14 protein-coding genes are annotated in these 17,720 nt (G+C 51.7%); 9 read left to right on the forward strand and 5 right to left on the reverse strand.

Translation table 11 applies throughout. The features are described from left to right. Positions 1-8: 8 nt before the first annotated feature. Both LKH74_RS09270 and LKH74_RS09275 read left to right on the forward strand, forming a co-directional pair. Positions 9-662 (forward strand): nitroreductase, encoded by a 654-nt coding sequence (locus tag LKH74_RS09270; RefSeq protein ID WP_135367479.1) that lies wholly within the window; start codon positions 9-11, stop codon positions 660-662. A gap of 136 nt (positions 663-798) precedes the next feature. Next, the gene (locus LKH74_RS09275; RefSeq protein ID WP_287708379.1) at positions 799-1,515 is read left to right on the forward strand and encodes an SDR family NAD(P)-dependent oxidoreductase; all 717 of its coding nucleotides are present in this window, start codon (positions 799-801) and stop codon (positions 1,513-1,515) included. Between the two features lie 793 nt (positions 1,516-2,308). On the opposite strand, the gene LKH74_RS09280 is transcribed toward LKH74_RS09275, so the two are convergent. Then, positions 2,309-4,258: an ABC-F family ATP-binding cassette domain-containing protein gene (locus tag LKH74_RS09280; protein WP_287708378.1), complete on the reverse strand. Its 1,950-nt coding sequence runs from the start codon at positions 4,256-4,258 to the stop codon at positions 2,309-2,311. A gap of 303 nt (positions 4,259-4,561) precedes the next feature. Here LKH74_RS09280 and LKH74_RS09285 point away from each other — a divergent pair, with 303 nt between their 5' ends. The 4 genes from LKH74_RS09285 to LKH74_RS09300 all read left to right on the forward strand — a co-directional run bounded on the left by LKH74_RS09285 (position 4,562) and on the right by LKH74_RS09300 (position 10,612). Beyond that, positions 4,562-5,200, forward strand: coding sequence for a redox-sensing transcriptional repressor Rex (locus LKH74_RS09285; protein ID WP_125575649.1), 639 nt, complete (start codon positions 4,562-4,564; stop codon positions 5,198-5,200). An 816-nt stretch (positions 5,201-6,016) separates the two neighbouring features. Further along, the gene (gene groES / locus LKH74_RS09290; protein ID WP_135367476.1) at positions 6,017-6,301 is read left to right on the forward strand and encodes a co-chaperone GroES; all 285 of its coding nucleotides are present in this window, start codon (positions 6,017-6,019) and stop codon (positions 6,299-6,301) included. 60 nt (positions 6,302-6,361) lie between these two features. Then, positions 6,362-7,987 carry a chaperonin GroEL gene (gene groL, locus LKH74_RS09295; RefSeq protein ID WP_135367475.1) on the forward strand — a complete coding sequence of 542 codons (1,626 nt, stop codon included), beginning with the start codon at positions 6,362-6,364 and terminating at the stop codon, positions 7,985-7,987. A gap of 789 nt (positions 7,988-8,776) precedes the next feature. After that, on the forward strand, positions 8,777-10,612 hold the full coding sequence (locus LKH74_RS09300; protein WP_135367474.1) for an APC family permease: 1,836 nt from the start codon (positions 8,777-8,779) through the stop codon (positions 10,610-10,612). Between the two features lie 828 nt (positions 10,613-11,440). On the opposite strand, the gene lrgB is transcribed toward LKH74_RS09300, so the two are convergent. Beyond that, entirely contained in the window at positions 11,441-12,247 is an 807-nt protein-coding gene (lrgB, locus tag LKH74_RS09305; protein ID WP_287708377.1) for an antiholin-like protein LrgB, read from the reverse strand. Positions 12,248-12,291: 44 nt separating this feature from the next. Next, positions 12,292-12,732 carry a CidA/LrgA family protein gene (locus LKH74_RS09310; RefSeq protein WP_179951125.1) on the reverse strand — a complete coding sequence of 147 codons (441 nt, stop codon included), beginning with the start codon at positions 12,730-12,732 and terminating at the stop codon, positions 12,292-12,294. 409 nt (positions 12,733-13,141) lie between these two features. On the opposite strand from LKH74_RS09310, the gene LKH74_RS09315 reads away from it, so the two are divergent. Then, entirely contained in the window at positions 13,142-14,236 is a 1,095-nt protein-coding gene (locus LKH74_RS09315) for a glycosyltransferase family 4 protein (RefSeq protein ID WP_135367472.1), read from the forward strand. Positions 14,237-14,416: 180 nt separating this feature from the next. Here the strand turns inward: LKH74_RS09315 and LKH74_RS09320 are convergent, their stop codons facing one another. Together LKH74_RS09320 and LKH74_RS09325 are read right to left on the reverse strand one after the other, a co-directional pair. Beyond that, positions 14,417-14,563 carry a hypothetical protein gene (locus tag LKH74_RS09320; protein ID WP_287708376.1) on the reverse strand — a complete coding sequence of 49 codons (147 nt, stop codon included), beginning with the start codon at positions 14,561-14,563 and terminating at the stop codon, positions 14,417-14,419. Between the two features lie 325 nt (positions 14,564-14,888). Then, positions 14,889-15,551 (reverse strand): YigZ family protein, encoded by a 663-nt coding sequence (locus tag LKH74_RS09325; RefSeq protein WP_287708375.1) that lies wholly within the window; start codon positions 15,549-15,551, stop codon positions 14,889-14,891. Between the two features lie 79 nt (positions 15,552-15,630). Between LKH74_RS09325 and LKH74_RS09330 the strand changes: the two genes are divergently transcribed. Both LKH74_RS09330 and LKH74_RS09335 read left to right on the forward strand, forming a co-directional pair. Next, positions 15,631-16,947, forward strand: coding sequence for a DEAD/DEAH box helicase (locus LKH74_RS09330; protein WP_287708374.1), 1,317 nt, complete (start codon positions 15,631-15,633; stop codon positions 16,945-16,947). Beyond that, positions 16,944-17,621 (forward strand): ComF family protein, encoded by a 678-nt coding sequence (locus LKH74_RS09335; protein WP_287708373.1) that lies wholly within the window; start codon positions 16,944-16,946, stop codon positions 17,619-17,621. The genes LKH74_RS09330 and LKH74_RS09335 overlap by 4 nt, the downstream gene beginning before the upstream one ends. The last annotated feature ends 99 nt before the right edge of the window (positions 17,622-17,720 follow it).

Raw genomic sequence — 17,720 nt, forward strand, 5'->3', positions numbered from 1 at the left:
TTAGTTGAATGGATGTCTATCAAGCTTTAAATGAACGTCACGCAACACGGTGGTTTACGGATCAACAAATTCCCAAGGCCACGCTGGAGAAGATTATTTCTGCGGCAGAGGAGGTCCCATCTTGGGTAAACTCACAGCCTTACCGGGTCCACGTGGTCACGGGTGAGACGCTGCAAAGTATTCGCCAGGAGCACCAACACCTGGGGGATGTCGGCGAACAGGGTCATGCCGATCTCCCCGTAATGGCGCGGTCGGCTTGGTCCGCGCAAGCGCAGGCCAATATGCAGGCGTGGTCCGACGGGATTGCCCAGTCAGTTGGCCCCGATTGGCAGAAGATTATGGGGGATGCTGCGGGTAAACTCTACAATGCCCAGGCTATCGTTTACCTGACATTACCTGAAGGCTACTCAGAGTGGTCCCTATACGACTTGGGGGCATTTGGTCTGGCACTGATGTTAGCGGCTAAGGATGCCGGGATCGATTCCATGCCCGCCTATCAATTTGTCAGTTTTCCAGAGGAAGTTCGGCACAATATTCAGCTGGAAAATGACGAGAAGCTCATCATGGGGATTGGATTCGGGTATCGTGATGCGCAGGCAGCGGTTAACCGGATTACGTCTACGCGATTACCAATTGATCAGATGACGACATTTCATGACTAACTGTCTGAACGCATTAGCATTTTCACCCCATGAACAATCGGTTCCAGTTAAATAAACCAGTATATCAAGACCGGTCGGCAGTGACTTATTTGCCGCCGGTCTTTTGCTGTATACTGACCAAAAAGGAGTGAGCAGTATGGGTAGACTAGAAAATAAAGTTGCAGTCGTCACGGGTGGTTCCTCTGGCATTGGCCTGGCCGCGATTCAAAAAATGGTGGCTGAAGGGGCCGTTGCCATTTCGGCCGACGTCAGTGCACCAAACGATGCTAGCGTGGCCTTCATTGAAACCGACGTGACCGATGAACAGTCGCTGCAAGGCATGGTGGACCAAGTGGTCAGTCAATACGGGCATTTGGACATTTTAGTTGCCAATGCCGGCGTAACCGAAAAGAAGGCCGGCGTCGCGGATATCGACGTGGCCAATTGGAACAAAGTCATCGCCATTGATTTGACCGGGGTCATGCTGACCAACAAGGTTGCCGTCGCCCAGATGGTCAAGCAGGGTAGTGGAAGCGTCATCAACATGAGCTCGATTCTGGGCGTGGTCGGTGCGGCCAAGTCCCAAGCCTATTCCGCAGCCAAGGCCGGCGTGGCCAACTATACCAAATCCCAAGCCGTGACCTACGCGGCCCAGGGCATTCGCTTTAACGCGATTGCTCCCGGCTATGTTGCAACGCCGCTTTTGAAAACGCTTCCGCCAGAAGTGACCGGGCCGATGGTCAGCAAGATGCCGATTGGCCGGTTAGCCCAGCCAGAAGAAATCGCCAACGTCATCGCGTTTGTGGCCAGCGACGAGGCCTCCTTTGTCACCGGAGCCACGATCAACGTTGACGGCGGGTACACGGCACTTTAAGCTAGTTTAAATCCTGAGCTGAAGGGTGAAAGTAGGATTAGTTGTTGAGCGTTCCACAGCAGGAGCTGGCCGCCTACCGTTCGCCAAATATGGGTTGGAACGCTGGGGCGGACGGGTCGAGCCAAAGAACGGTCTCGACGCCTCGCTTTGAGCCGAAGAACACGTCTCAAAGTGGCTTCATGGCCGAAACGTGCGCCAACAGGCAACTGGTTCCGCTTAACACTGCTAGGCAAATAATTCAGGACCAGGATTAACTGCCTAGCACCGTTAATGCTCGCCAGTTAATCGCCTGTCGTCGCACTCTTGTTAAGCGGCTGAACCCATATTTGGCGCACTCTCGGCTACGGGAGTGCGTGCCAATAACAGCCGTCTTAACCCCAGATAGTAGCTGTATTGACAACTCGTCTTTCATTAACACAGTGTTACTGACAATCGCTACTTTGCCGGAGGCAGCCAGGGTGGAGCCAGCTGTGTCGGCGGTGTTACCTGGCGTTGTTTGCCAGGTTACAGCGCGGGACGACTTGAGAGACTGGCGGGTTTTGCCAGGCTTTCAAGCGAGCCGGAAGACCGCCCCTCAGGCTGGAGGCGTTCCCCATAGCAGGTGGAACCCTGGCTGACGCAGGTGCCTGGTTTCACCAATTTTAGGTGTCAGAACACCGTCATTACGGCAATCAGCGCGTTAAGTTTACTTTCAACCGTCAGTTTTAAACACAAAATCCCCCTGAGTCGGCAATCTAGCCGTTAACTCAGGGGGATTTAATTTTGGTTTCGTGATGCTTAACTGCACGCTTGTTTAATCAAAGTCTTCCAGTGCCAGACTCTTTTCGGTCCATTCCTCTTCAGTCGTGTCCAACTCGGTGGTGACGGCCGTCAGTTGTTCTTGGAGGTCGGCCAGTTTGTCGGCGTCGTTGAAGTTCTCGGGGGAACTCATGGCGGTCTCGACTGTGGTCTTCTGCGTTTCCAGCTCGCCCAGCTTGGTTTCTAGGGCGTCGACCTGGCGACTCAGCTTCCGCTTGGCCTTGGCCTGTTCCTTTTGTTGCTGATAGTCGACCTGCGTTTGCTTGGGCGTATCCACGGTCGGGTGGGCGGCCTCGGCTTCGGCGGCTTCCTTAGCCGCGTAGGCGTCCTGTTCGGCTTTCTTTTCGACATAATAATCGTAATTGCCGAGGTAGCGGGTCGTTCCGGTCGGGGCCAGCTCAACGACTTGGGTGGCCACTTGGTTGATGAAGTATCGGTCATGGGAAACGAACAGGATCGTGCCGTCAAATTCATTCAACGCGTTTTCCAGAACCTCACGACTATCGATGTCCAAGTGGTTCGTGGGTTCGTCTAGCATTAAGAAATTGTCATGGCGCAAGGCCAGCTTGGTTAACAGTAATCGGGCCCGTTCGCCCCCACTGAGGCTATGGACGGTCTTGTCCACGTCGGCTCCGGTAAACAGGAAGCTACCGAGAATCGAGCGAATATCGCCCTCAGGCGTCGTGGGGTGGTCGTCCCACAATTCGTGAAGCACGGTCTTTTTCTCGTGCAGTGTGGCTTGGTCCTGGTCGTAGTACCCCGTGTCGACGCCGGTCCCAAAGATGATTTGGCCCTGAATGGCGGGGATCCGGCCGAGAATCGTTTTCAACAGGGTGGACTTCCCAATCCCGTTGGGGCCAACAATGGCCACGGCCTGGTGTTTCTTGATGTCCAAATTGACGGGTGCGCAGAGGACCTGGTCGTCATACCCGACCGCGCCGTTGACCACGTCGAGCACGACGTTACCGCTTTGCCGGTGAGGCTTAAAGGTGAAGCGGGCGACCTTTTCATCGCCTTCAGGTTTGGCGATGCGGTCCATCTTTTCTAGCTGCTTCCGTCGGGCCTGGGCCCGTTTGGTGGTTGAAGCCCGGACGATGTTTTTGTTCACGAAGTCTTCCAGCTTGCTGATCTCGGTCTGTTGCTTGTCGTATTCCTTCCATTCCCGCTTGAGCCGTTCGGCCTTGGCATCGATGTAGTGCGAATAGTTGCCGGGGTAGTGATCCAATCCGCCGTGAGCCATGTCGTAAACGTCATTGACTACGTGGTCCAGGAAGTAGCGGTCATGGGAAACGACTAGAATGGCGCCAGAATAGCCCTGTAAATAGCCTTCCAACCAGGTGAGCGTTTCGACGTCCAAGTGGTTGGTTGGTTCATCGAGAATCAACAGGTCGGGCTTTTCCAGCAACAGTTTGGCCAAGGCCAGTTGGGTGCGTTGCCCACCGGAAAGTTCGTTGATGGGCTTGTCGTAGTATTCTTCGCCAAATTCAAAACCGTGGAGCACGCCACGAATTTCGGCCTGGTAGCCGTAGCCGTTGTGGTCGCTAAAGTCTTGTTGGAGCTGATCGTAGGTCGCACTGATCTGTTGGAACTGTTCGGTATCCGCAATCACGGCGGGATCACTCATCTGCTGTTCCAGTTCGTGGATGCGTTTTTCGGTGGCGCGGACCTCAGCGAAGACGTCGAGCATTTCGTTCCAGACGGTCTTGGACGAGGCCAGTCCGGCGTTTTGGGCTTGGTAGCCCATGGTCAGCCCCCGTTTGGTCGTAATCTGACCGACGTCCGGGGTGGTTTCGCCGGCAATCATTTTCAGTAGGGTGGACTTCCCAGCACCGTTGCGGCCAACTAGCGCCACGCGGCCATGCTCGGGGACGTCCATGGTTACATTTTCAAATAAGACGGTCGCCCCGAAACGCCGGGTAACCTGTTGGACTTGCAAAAGAATCACGGTATGACCTCCTTGATGGGGTATTCATTATTTTTAGGGTAATTGAGATATCTTGAAAATCTTTGGTTTACGCGGCAGTTTGGGTGCCTTTCAGTCAAAACCTCAGTAGGTCTATTTTAGCATATTCTGCAATTAGACCGAAATTCCTAAAGAATTGTGAAAAAGTATTGCAATTTCTTTCACAAGGCGGGCGGTTATGCTATAATTTGTAAGAAAGTAAATTTCACAATCAGATTGTCATTTAGAGAAATGGTTATTGCCAGACTGGCAGTGACCAGCAAGATTGATTAGGAGGTCTCGTTTTTGACAGAACAAAAGATTCCCCGCGCCACAGCTAAGCGGCTCCCCATTTACTACCGCTACTTGAATATCCTGTTGGACGCGGACAAGACGCGTGTTTCCTCGACTGAATTATCTGAGGCGGTCAAAGTTGACTCTGCCACCATTCGCCGAGACTTTTCGTACTTCGGTGCCCTGGGTAAGCGGGGGTACGGCTACGATGTTGAAAGTTTAATTAAATTCTTCAAGAAGATTCTGAACCAAGATCGGCTGACCAACGTGGCCTTAATCGGGGTCGGAAATTTGGGTCATGCCCTGTTGAACTTTAACTTCCACCAGGATGGCAACGTCCGGATCAGCGCCGCTTTTGACGTGAACGCCGACATTGCCAACACGATTCAAAGCGGTGTGCCAATTTATCCGATGACGGAATTGCGGACACAGCTGGAAGAACAACAGATTCAGGTCGCTATCTTAACGGTGCCGTCCGACGTCGCCCAATCCGTCACGGATGATGCCGTCGCCGGTGGGGTGAAGGGAATTTTGAACTTCACGCCATTGCGGGTCACGGTACCCAAGGACGTCCGGGTCCAAAACGTGGACTTGACCAACGAATTACAAACGTTGATTTACTTCTTGGAACACTACAACAGCAAAGAATAGAACGGGGTCGTAATCTTTTGGGGGATTACGACTTTTTGTTTACGCTTTGTGAAAACGCCACCAGAAAAGTCAGTTCGAGGACCGCTAAATGTCCTTCACAAATCAGACTTGTGAAAGTTCAGCTATAAACAACGGGCTAAACGGATTGGTGAGCAAGGAATCACTGGCCGCTTGCCGTTTAAAAAGAGTGTGACGACAGTTGCCTGTTGGCGCACTCTCGGCTACGGTAGTGCGTGCTAGTAACAGTTGCTTTAATCCCAGGTAGTAGCTACATTGACAACTAGTCTTTCATTAACACAGTGTTACTGATAACCGTCAACCTTGCCGGAGGCAGCCAGGGCGGAGCCGGCTGTGTCGGCGGTGTTACCTGGCGTTATTTGCCAGGTTACAGCGCGGGACGACTTGAGAGACTGGTGGTCTTGCCAGGCTTTCAAGCGAACCGGAAGACCGCTCCTCAGGCTGAAGGTGTTCCCCATAGCAGGCGGAACCCTGGCTGACGCAGGCGCCTGGTTTGACCAATTTTAGATATCGGAACACCGTCATTACGACAATCAGCACGTTAATTTCAGTTTCAACCTTCAGCCAGGTGATTACCAACCCGTCAGCCAGTCCAGCCGGATATTAGAAAAATCATAGAATGAAGGATTTCGCTTAGAGCCGCAAGGGCTAGGCGAACCGGGCCGTTAGCACTCTTCAAATTGTTTGCCAAATTCCTTGATTTTTAGAACGAAAAACCATATATTAGATATTGTGATTAGCACTTATGTTAGTCAAGTGCTAACAGTGCTAAAAAGTAAGTTTATTGGAGGGATTCAAGTGTTAAAACCATTAGGAGACCGCGTCATTTTAGATCAACCACAAGAAGAAGAAACGACGGTTGGCGGCATTGTTTTAGCAAGTAATGCGCAGGAAAAGCCTTCAACGGCTAACGTTGTTGCTGTAAGTGATGGCCGTGTGTTAGACAATGGCGATAAGGTAGCCCCAGCTGTTAAGGTTGGCGACAAGGTATTGTTCGACAAGTACGCCGGTACGGAAGTTAAGTACAACGACAAGACTTACCTTGTTTTACACGAAAAGGATTTAGTCGCTGTCGTTGATTAATTTCTTTCCCACTAATACGAGAGATTATTTAAAAAATTTAGTATGAGGTGAATGTAGAAAATGGCTAAAGAACTGAAATTCTCTGAAGATGCACGCAGCAAAATGCTGGCCGGTGTTGACAAGTTAGCTGACACGGTTAAGACCACCTTAGGGCCTAAGGGTCGTAACGTTGTCTTGGAACAAAGCTACGGCAACCCAACCATCACGAACGATGGGGTCACGATTGCCAAGGCCATCGAACTCGATGACCATTTCGAAAACATGGGTGCCAAGTTGGTTTCCGAAGTTGCTTCTAAAACCAACGACATCGCTGGTGACGGGACCACGACCGCTACGGTATTGACCCAAGCCATCGTTAACGAAGGTATGAAGAACGTGACGGCCGGTGCCAACCCTGTTGGTATCCGTCGCGGGATCGAAAAGGCAACTGACGCCGCTGTTAAGGCGCTGCACAAGATGTCTATCGACGTTAAGACTAAGGACGATATCGCCCAAATCGCTTCCATTTCATCCGCTAGCAAGGAAACGGGTAAGTTAATTGCTGACGCCATGGAAAAGGTTGGTAACGATGGGGTCATCACTATTGAAGAATCTCGTGGGGTTGATACCAGCTTAGACGTTGTTGAAGGGATGCAATTCGATCGTGGGTACATGTCTCAATACATGGTTACCGACAACGATAAGATGGAAGCTAACCTCGATAACCCTTACATCTTGATCACTGACAAGAAGATCAGCAACATCCAAGACATCTTGCCATTGCTGCAATCCGTTGTTGAACAAAGCCGTTCACTGTTGATCATCGCGGATGACATCACCGGTGAAGCCTTACCTACCTTGGTCTTGAACAAGATGCGTGGGACCTTCAACGTGGTTGCTGTCAAGGCGCCTGGCTTTGGTGACCGTCGTAAGGCCCAATTGGCTGATATCGCAACCTTAACGGGTGGGACTGTGATTACCGATGACTTAGGCTTGAACTTGAAGGACACGACCATTGATCAATTAGGTCAAGCCCAAAAGGTCAACGTGACTAAGGATGACACCACCATCGTTGAAGGTGCTGGTGCTAAGGACCAAATCGCTGCTCGGGTTGCTGAAATCAAGGGTCAGATTGAAGAAACGACTTCTGACTTTGACCGCGACAAGCTGAAGGAACGTTTGGCTAAGTTATCCGGTGGGGTTGCCGTCGTTCGTGTCGGTGCCGCTACGGAAACTGAATTGAAGGAACGTAAATACCGGATTGAAGATGCCTTGAACGCGACCCGTGCCGCCGTTGAAGAAGGCTTCGTTGCTGGTGGTGGGACTGCCTTGATCAACGTCATTGGTGACGTAGCCAAGGTTGACGCTGAAGGCGACGAACAGACCGGTGTGAACATCGTGCTGCGTGCTTTGGAAGAACCAGTTCGCCAAATCGCACAAAACGCTGGTGTTGAAGGCTCCGTTGTCGTTGAACACTTGAAGAGCGAAAAGCCAGGTATTGGCTACAACGCCGCAGACGACAAGTACGAAGACATGGTTAAGGCCGGCATCACTGACCCAACCAAGGTTACTCGTTCTGCACTTCAAAACGCTGCTTCTGTTTCTGCTTTGCTGTTGACGACTGAAGCTGTTGTCGCTGAAAAGCCAGAAGACAACCCAGCACCTGCAGCCCCAGCTGCTAACCCAGGTATGGGCGGCATGATGTAAGCTGCATTTAATTAAAAATGATTGACGAGAAGTCTGAACTTGCGGGTTCAGGCTTCTTTTTTGTTGGCAGCTGAAAAAAGAGTGTGCCAACAGGCGGTTAACTGCCTAGCAGTCTTAAGTGGAACCAGGTGCCTGTCGGCGCACGTTTCGGCTATGAGGCCACTTTGAGACCGCCCTTTGGCCTCGGCCCATTCCCGCGTTCTACCCCATATTTAGCGAACGGCAGGCGGTCCAGTTCGCAGTGTGCGGCTGTAAGCGACTATTTTTAACGCCATGAGTCGCAGGATAACAAGCGTTTTAGCTGATGTTCGCCGTTCACCCTTTAGTTGGTAGAAAGTTCAGCTTTAGCTTGAATGTGGGGCGACTTAGCGTTAGAATCAAGCATTGTCGCTGAAATAGGGGAAGGGTCTCAGAAATTTCAGTTGCTAAGAGGCACCACTAGCTGAAACGCCTCGGCTAGGTCTGCATCTATACGATGACGTTCCAACTCATCTCTAGTGAACGGTAAGGCGGCCAGTACCCCCTACGTAACAACCAAAGACCGGCTGAAATTCAACCCAACAGGGTAGCAACAAAATTTGGCAAAAAGAAAGTCTTTATTTCTGCCAGACTTTGCCGGATAATGGATAAGTTCGCTAAACAATTCTACGGTTGCGAACTGCTAGAATTGTGGTAATGTGGAGCTAGTTGTAGTAGACTTACTGCACATTCAGATTTGACTGAAACAAGCTATTATTTAACGGGCCTGGTCCCGTTTTCATTATTTGTGGAGATAAGGAGTAAATAGTCATGTGGCGTTATTTAAAGCGGGTTTTAATTGGGAAACCCCTCAAGACCATGGACGAGGGCGGTCAGTCGCTAACCAAGTTTAAAGCGTTAGCCTTGTTGTCATCTGATGCGTTATCCTCCGTGGCTTATGGTACTGAGCAAATTACGACAGTCCTGATTACCTTATCAGCAGCCGCGTTGATGTATCAATTGTGGGTTGCGGCTTTGGTCTTGGTTCTGTTATTTGCGATCACGCTTTCATACCAGCAAATCATTCACGCCTATCCTTCCGGGGGTGGGGCGTATGTGGTTGCTAGCACCAACTGGGGCCAATCGGCCGGGTTAGTCGCTGGGGGCTCACTGCTGGTTGATTATATGCTGACCGTGGCGGTTTCAACGACTTCCGGGACCGAGGCGATTACCTCGGCGATTCCGGCGCTGTATCCGTATTCCGTGTTGGTGTCAGTTTTAATTGTCATTGGCATTATGCTGCTAAACTTACGGGGGATGCGCGAATCGGCGGCATTTCTGACGGTGCCGGTCTACCTATTCATTGTCATGATCATCGTGATGATTGGCGTGGGCCTGTACAACATCATGAGCGGAAACATTACGTATCACGCCTCCGCTTCGTTGGGTGCACCGGTTCAAGGCATGACCCTGTTGCTGTTCTTCCGGGCCTTCTCGTCCGGGTCATCCTCACTGACTGGGGTCGAAGCCATCAGTAATGCGGTGCCAAACTTCAAGGAACCCAAGCGTCACAACGCGGCCGCGACCTTGGCTATCATGGCCGGTATCCTGGCGATCTTCTTCGCTGGGATTACCTATCTGAGTTACTACATGGGGATTCGGCCCCAGAGTAACCAAACGGTCCTGTCACAAATCGGGGTCGGTGTATTTGGTCACGGGGTGTTCTACTACTTATTACAATTGTCAACGGCTTTGATTTTGGCCGTGGCTGCCAACACCGGGTTTTCGGCCTTTCCCATCTTGGCTTACAACCTGGCCAAGGATAAATTCCTCCCGCACGCTTACCTGGACCGGGGTGACCGGTTAGGGTACTCCAACGGGATTATTTCCTTGGCGGTCGGCGCCATCGTGCTGATCTTCATTTTCCACGGGCAAACGACCTTACTGATTCCACTGTATGCGGTGGGGGTGTTCGTGCCGTTTACGCTGTCCCAATCCGGGATGATTATTCACTGGTTCCGGACGCGTGAAGGCTGGTGGATCGGCAAATCGTTGATCAACTTACTAGGGGCCTTGATTTCGCTGGTGCTGGTGGTCTTCTTACTGCTGTTGCACTTTGCCAACGTCTGGCCTTACCTGATCATCATGCCGCTGATTTTGCTGCTGTTCTACCGCATCAATGGCCATTACCACAACGTTGCCAAGCAACTGCGGGTCGCGGAAAAAGAACGGGCCGACATTCACGAGTATGATGGGGCGACCGTCATCGTGTTGGTCAGCAACATCACCCGGGTGACGTCCGGAGCCATCAACTACGCCCGGTCAATCGGCGATTACGTCATCGCGATGCACGTGTCCTTCGATGAGAATCCGGAGAAGGAACACAAGACGGCACAGGAATTCAAGGAAGAGTTCCCGGACATCCGGTTCGTGGATATCCACTCGTCTTACCGCTCCATCGCCACGCCAACGCTGCGATTCTGCGATGTGATTGCCAAACGCGCGGCGGAACGTAACTTTACGACGACCGTCCTGGTCCCACAATTCGTTCCTCGGCACCCTTGGCAAAACGTCTTGCATAACCAAACAGCGTTGCGCTTACGGACCGTCTTGAATTCACGGGAAAACATTATTGTTTCCACTTATAACTATCACTTGAAGAAATAACTGAACTGAGGCGACTTTCCTGTGGGGAGAGCCGCCTTTTTTACGATTAATTTGAAGAGAGATTTTCCCGGGTGAAGCACTATCAGCCGTTAGCATCAGAGCCAATAAAATTCGTCATATTTCAACGCCTGTCAGCCAGTTTATGCCTCACGGGTGTACTTGCCTGTGACCGTGGGTAAGTGGCCGCTGTGACGTGTAGACGGGCAAATAACGGGGTGGTGCTGGGCATTGTTGCTTGGCGTCTGCTTGCCGGATTAATTGGGGATAGTGCCCAGTGGTCTGGAAGGAAAAAACGTTTGGTTTAGAATACACCAAGCGTTAGGAAAGCAGTTCAGTCAGTTGTACGTCACGAACAGCTGTGCAATCAATCATCAGGCTTGGAATACCTTCAGATTGGCAATTAAACGTCAACATTTCGGGAGTGTAAAGACCCGAGTTCATTTGGCTGTCGTTGATTAGTAACGTCGTATCAGCTAAGGGTAGTTAATTGAATCGATACCTAGGGTTAAGTCAGTTGTACGGGTACACACTTTTGTAGCCGGGAGTTCGCCAAATATGGGTTCAGCCGTGGGAGTTCCCTTAGCGGCACGGGTCCACGGCGCTTAGGGAACTGGCGTCTTTGAGACGCGGGCTCTCGGCTCAAAGCGAGGCCGAGACCGTCTTTCAGGCTCGGTCCGCCCACCGCGTTCCAACCCATATTTGGCGGACGGTAGGCGGGCAGGACTTACTCTGAGGCTGTAACCCACCGGTCTCATGATCCGGATGAACTTGGTTGTACAAAAAAACACCGAACCCAGAACGGATTCGGTGTTTTCGTTAATATCAGTTTTAGATCAAGCCCATCATAGATGCGAATGGTGGTACAACGATATCAACAACGATTGAGATAACAACAACGGCGATAGAAGCCATGGACCCTTGGATAGAACCAAGTTGTAAGGCCTTAGCTGAACCAACCGTGTGTCCCGCAGTACCTAAACCAAGACCGGCACCGATTGGGTCGCTGTTCACACGGAAGAACTTAACGAGCCAGTCACCCAAGGCGTAAATGATAACGGCGTTGAGGATGCAGGCCATCGCAGTAACGGCTGAGTTACCACCGATAGCAGTCGCAATTGGCATCGCGATAGCAGTCGTGGCAGCTTGTGGCATCATGGAAGCAATACCAACGTTGTCCAAGCCGATAAGCTTTGAAACGTAGTAGATAACGAACAAGGAAATGATTAACCCAACGATCAGGGAAAGTACAATTTCCAACCAGAACTTCTTAACAACGTCATTCCGACGGTACAGTGGAATAGCGAAGGCAATCGTAGCTGGGTTTAAGAACCAGAAGATAATGTTACCACCAGGTAAGTAGGCTGACTTGTAGAAAGTAGCCGTATCTGTACCGAATGCCTTAGCAAACAGGAACAGAATGAAGATCCCTAAGACCATCCCAACGAACAGAGGTTGGAATAAGAAGAAACCTTTACCGATCTTGAATAACCATTGACCGAATAAGTAAACAATTAATGATAGAAAAATACCAAATAAGGCGTTACCGGCAGAAGCACCAGCGGCGTTAGTCCCTAACGCATCACCGAGCCATTTGCCCCAAACTGCCATATGGGCGGTTCCAGTTAATGTAATCATAAATTTTCATCCTTTTCTAGTGAAAGTAGTAGCAGTCGACGAAATTATTCTTCGACGTTAACGTCACGATGGAAGACGTTCTTCCGAAGCCAGATGAATCCGGCAGTCGTGTAAGCCACAACAACCAGCAGGACAATCGTTGCAATTAAGATAACGACAACCAGTTGAACCCCTTGGGCCTTTAAGATGTCCAGGCTAGCAGCCAATTGGATACCTGAAGGCACGAACAAGAACGCGATCAAGCTGATCATGAAGTCCCCAAATTTTTCAACGTTGCGTAACTTAACGATGTGGGTAGCCAATAGGATGTAAAGGATTACCAAACCGATAACTGGCGTTGGAACTGGGAATGTTGCTGGGAACAACGGGGAAATTAGGCTGGAAACAAACAGGATTGCGGCGAAGATCCCCATTTGAATTAAGATGGGTGAAGCTTGTTCTTCTTTAGCCGTTTCTGTCTTTGTTGCTTTATCATTAGCAGCCAATAGAAAAATCTCCTTTCGAAATACAAACCAAAAGTGACGGACGACTGGAAAGGTTTCACAAGGAAATAGGATAAATAGCTTGGACACAAATGAAATGTGAAACCTTTCTCAATGGCACAAATCTATTATATGGCTTTTCACCGATTTGCACAAGATAAATCTGTGAATTTTAGGCTTTTGTCTGTATACTTGTGCACGAAATCACCCGAATGGATAGAAAGGAAACGCTTACACAAACTTTATGAATTATTTTTTTATTCACAAGTCAGATCACCGATTGCTTGTGAATTGCCAGTACGGATTACACAAAGGTTGTTTTTCGCTTACGACGTGGAAATCGCGGTTGTGTTTAATTTCAGAGATTTGTATAATTAGCAAAAGAGCTGAATGAAAGAAAGAGGACACTTTAATGAAATTTGAGATTATTGTTAGCTTATTTGCTACCATGATTATCTCCGCGGTCCTAACCCCGTTTGTACGCCGCTTTGCGTTTCAAATTGGTGCGGTGGATAAACCTAATCAGCGCCGGGTCAATAAAGTTCCCATGCCGACGCTGGGTGGCCTAGCGATTTTTATTGCGTTTACGTTTTCGACGATGTTCTTGTTGCGCGACCAGATGCCGACGCAACAGCTGTGGGGGCTATTCGGTGGTGAATGCATCATCGTGGCTGAGGGCATGATCGATGACGTCTTTGAATTAAAACCCCGCCAAAAGGTGCTGGGGCAATTGCTGGCCGCCTTAGAAGTGTACTTTGTGGCTGGCGTCCGGATGCGCTACTTGACGTTGCCCTTCGTGGGGATGTGGCATTTCGGCTGGTTGTCGCTGCCTATCACGCTGCTGTGGATCGTGGCCATCATCAATGCCATCAACCTGATCGACGGCCTGGATGGCTTAGCGACGGGGGTCTCCATCATTGCGCTGACCACGACCGGGATCACTGGATTATTCTTCTTAAACGTGGCCAATACCTGGGTCGCCATCATGATTTTCGCATTAGTCGCTGCCATGGTGGGCTTCTTACCCTATAACTTTTTCCCGGCCCGGATTTATTTAGGGGATACTGGGGCCCAATTTATTGGGTTTATGATTGCCTGTTTCTCCCTTTATGGGCTGAAAAACGTTACCTTCATTTCCGTCATCATCCCAGTCATCATCTTAGGGGTGCCCATCACGGACACGGTCTACGCCATGATTCGGCGGATCTTAAATCGCCAACCTATCTCACACGCGGACAAGCACCACTTGCATCACCGCTTGATGCAGTTGGGATTGACGCACCGGCAAACGGTTTTGGTCATCTACGGGATTGCGTTGATCTTCTCGTTCATTTCCTTACTGTACCCGCTGTCAACCATTTGGGGCTCGGTCCTGTTGACGATTGCCATCTTGATTGGCCTGGAGCTATTCGTCGAGGCCATCGGGTTGGTCGGGTCTAACCGGCAACCGTTACTCCATTGGATCAATCATATTGTCCAAAAGTTGACATCAAAAAATTCTGATTAACGGCTGCGTCCACAGGGATGACGCACGAAAAACGCTCGTCAGGTTGCTGAGGCAATCTGGCGGGCGTTTTTTTCGTTTGGTTAGGGTGGTGATCGTGCTGGTTCATGCAAGTGACGTGGACCAGGTGCTGTTGATCAGCGCTACCGTGGCCAGAGGCGACTAGTTTTGACAAAGAAGCCGCTAGTTCAAGTATTGGTTGAAGAAGCTGTCCAGCTTGGCGAACGGAATCAGATCATGGTTGACGCCACCGTCGTACAGGTCCGTGTGCACGGCACCGGGGATGGTCAGGAATTCCTTGTTGTCCGTGTAGTTGGAATTAGTCGTCATTTGCTTGAAGGCGGCCAGTTCGCATCGTGAGGCTGTAAACGACTATTCTTGACGTCACGAGGCACATAATAACAGTAGTTCCAGCTGATTTCCGACTTTCGACCTTCAGTTTAGAAGAAAACCCAAAAAGGAGCCTGGGAAAAACTTCCCAGGCTCCTTCCGCTTTACCTTTACATAGCTGAAACGTGCGCCAAAAGGCAGCCGGTTCCGCTTAAACCTGATAACCAAACAGTCCAAGCCCGAGATTATTCGGTTATCAGGTTTAATGCTCGCCAGCTAATCGCCTTTTGGCCCACTCTCGACTTTCGACTAGGGGCAGACCAGCTCAGTCGTCAGAGCGACTGCTGGCGTTGATTTCGACTGGAACCTCGTTATAGGCGATGTCGCCGAGCGTGAGGGTCAGTCGGTCGCTGAGTAGATTGGTAATCGCCGTTTGAGTGGCGGTCACGTCGGCCAGGTCAACGGCAATTGTGACGGCGACCTGATCGGTATAGCTGGTGTCCAAGATGGCCACGCTGTTTTCCGTCAGGTAGTGGTTGAGTCGGTCAAAGTTGGGGTAGTCCACGGTCAACGTCATGGCTTGTTGACGGACCAATTTGACCACGCCGACAGCCTCGATGGCCGTTGAGGTACTGTTGCTGTAGGCGCGGATCAAGCCGCCGGCGCCCAGCTTAACGCCCCCGAAATACCGGGTGACAACCGCGATGACGTTGTGGAGATGGTTGCGCTGAAGCACCGTCAAAATTGGGACGCCCGCGGTTCCGGACGGTTCGCCGTTGTCGCTTTCGCGTTGGATCTCATCGTGTTCGCCAATCAAGTAAGCCCAACAATGGTGGGTCGCCTTGGGTTCACGCGCGGTGACGGCAGCGATGAAGGCCTTGGCTTCGTCTTCGGACGTCACGCGGCCGAGGTCCCCAATGAAGCGGGATTTTTTAATTTCCAGTTCATGATTGCCGCTGGCACGGATGGTTAAGTAATCAGTTTCCATTTAAAAACACCTTTCCAAAAAAATATCGGCCCGCGATTACGGAGTTAATCTATAGACACCCTTGGAGGAGGAACTTTGGATGACAAATAATGAAGCGTTTTTTGGTCGACAGTTGCCCTTGCGCACGGCACCAACGCCTGAGTTGACGGGCACGCCCGCGCTTAAAGCGTTGGGGTCGCGGCTTCAGTGCCAACGCTGCGGACACTGGTTAGGGCCGGACGACCAGTTGGCCAATCAGGCGTGGTACTGCCGGCAATGTCTACAGTTGGGACGATTGACTTCTCAAGATAAATTATACACTATTCCCGAACCAAATCAGTTGCCGAAGTTGGCCAATGGGGGACTGACCTGGACCGGAGAGTTGAGTGCCCAGCAACGGGTCGCCGCGCAGTCGGTACTGGCCCGCGTCCAATCGCAGACCAATCACCTGTTGTGGGCGGTCACGGGTGCCGGCAAAACGGAAATCGTCTATCCGGCGTTGGCCTGGGCGTTAAGTCAGGGATGGCGGGTCGCTTGGACCTCGCCCCGCGTCGATGTGTGTTTGGAACTGGCGCCACGGTTGCAGGCAGCCTTTGCAAATGTGCCCCAGACGGTTTTGTACGGCGACCAACCGCAGCCGTATCGCTACTGTCCGTTGACGGTCTGCACGACCCACCAACTGTTGCGGTTCAAGGCGGCCTTTGATCTGATCGTAGTCGACGAGGTCGATGCCTTTCCGCTGGCCACCAGCCCCATGCTCAAACGGGCCATCGACCACGCCCAGAAGCCATCGGGATGTCATTTATACTTGACGGCGACTCCCGGAGAGCGCCTGCAACGCCGCGTGGCCCGCAAGGAATTGGCGGTGACCTACGTGCCATTGCGCTACCACGGTCATTTACTGCCGCAGATCGACTTACAAATTGCCTGGCGGTGGCGCGAACAGTTGCGACGTCGCAAATTGCCTGCCCGGTTGATTCATCAGTTGCGCGGCTATTTACGGGCTGGCCAACGATTCCTCCTGTTCGTGCCCCACGTGGCGGACCTGACGGTGGTCGATCAGGCCCTACACCTGGCCGGAATTACCGGCGGGGTGACGGTCCACGCTGCCGACGAAGCGCGTCAAGAAAAGGTTCAGGCGATGCGTGACCAAAAGGTGGCCTTCTTGGTGACGACCACGATTTTGGAGCGAGGCGTGACCTTTCCCAACGTGGCGGTCGTCATCTTGGGTGGGGATGATCCGGTATTTTCCACGGCGGCGTTGGTCCAGATTGCTGGCCGGGTCGGGCGGAGTGCCCAATTTCCCACGGGTGACGTGACCTGTTACTGTCACAGCTATGCGCGGCGGGTGCGGTTGGCCCGGGGAATGATTGCCCGCTTGAACTTGCAGGGGCGGCGTCAGGGAGGGCGGCCATGAACGCCTGTGTCTGGTGCGGTCGCCGTCTGGGTGGCGTGGTGACGGTCAGCCAGCTTTGGCGGTGGGGCCCGCTGATCAAGTCGGCCGTCTGTGCCGCGTGTCAAACGCGGTTGACGCCTATTTCTATCCTGCATTGCCCGCAGTGTGGCCGTCAGCAAACGGACGAGACAATTTGTCGGGACTGCCAGCGCTGGACGGGGCCACCGCTAGTCAATCACGCGTTATACGTCTACGATGCTGCCATGAAGGCCTATATGCAGCAGTACAAGTTCCAGGGCGATTTTGCGCTGCGGCGGGTGTTGCAGGAACCCTTGCGCTTGGCGTTGGCCCGGGAGACCTACGACGTGTTGGTGCCGATTCCGGTGGATCAGGCGACCTGGCAACAGCGCGGCTTCAATCAGGTCACCGGGTGGCTGCAGACCCAGCCCTTTCAGCAGGCCTTACTAGTGCGTGCCAGCCACAAGGACCAGCCGCAGTCGGCCAAGGATCGTGCGGCGCGATTGCAAACGGCCCAGCCGTTTATCCTAGCGCCGCATGCGGCTGACGTTTTGATGGGCCAGCGGGTATTGCTGTTAGATGACGTGTATACCACGGGACGAACGTTGCGCCATGCCGCTGCGCAAATTTATTTGGGCGGCGCGAAAGCGGTTACCAGCTTGACGTTAGCGCGTTAAGTGCCCCGAAAAAATAATTAGATTAATTGTTTCTGGTAGGGCTTTCTATTATAATAAATGTAAGCAAAGCATATTAGAAGAGTGGTCCTTCTAATGCTG

The organism is Levilactobacillus sp. (assembly GCF_022646225.1).
Taxonomy (GTDB): Bacteria; Bacillota; Bacilli; order Lactobacillales; family Lactobacillaceae; genus Levilactobacillus; species Levilactobacillus suantsaiihabitans.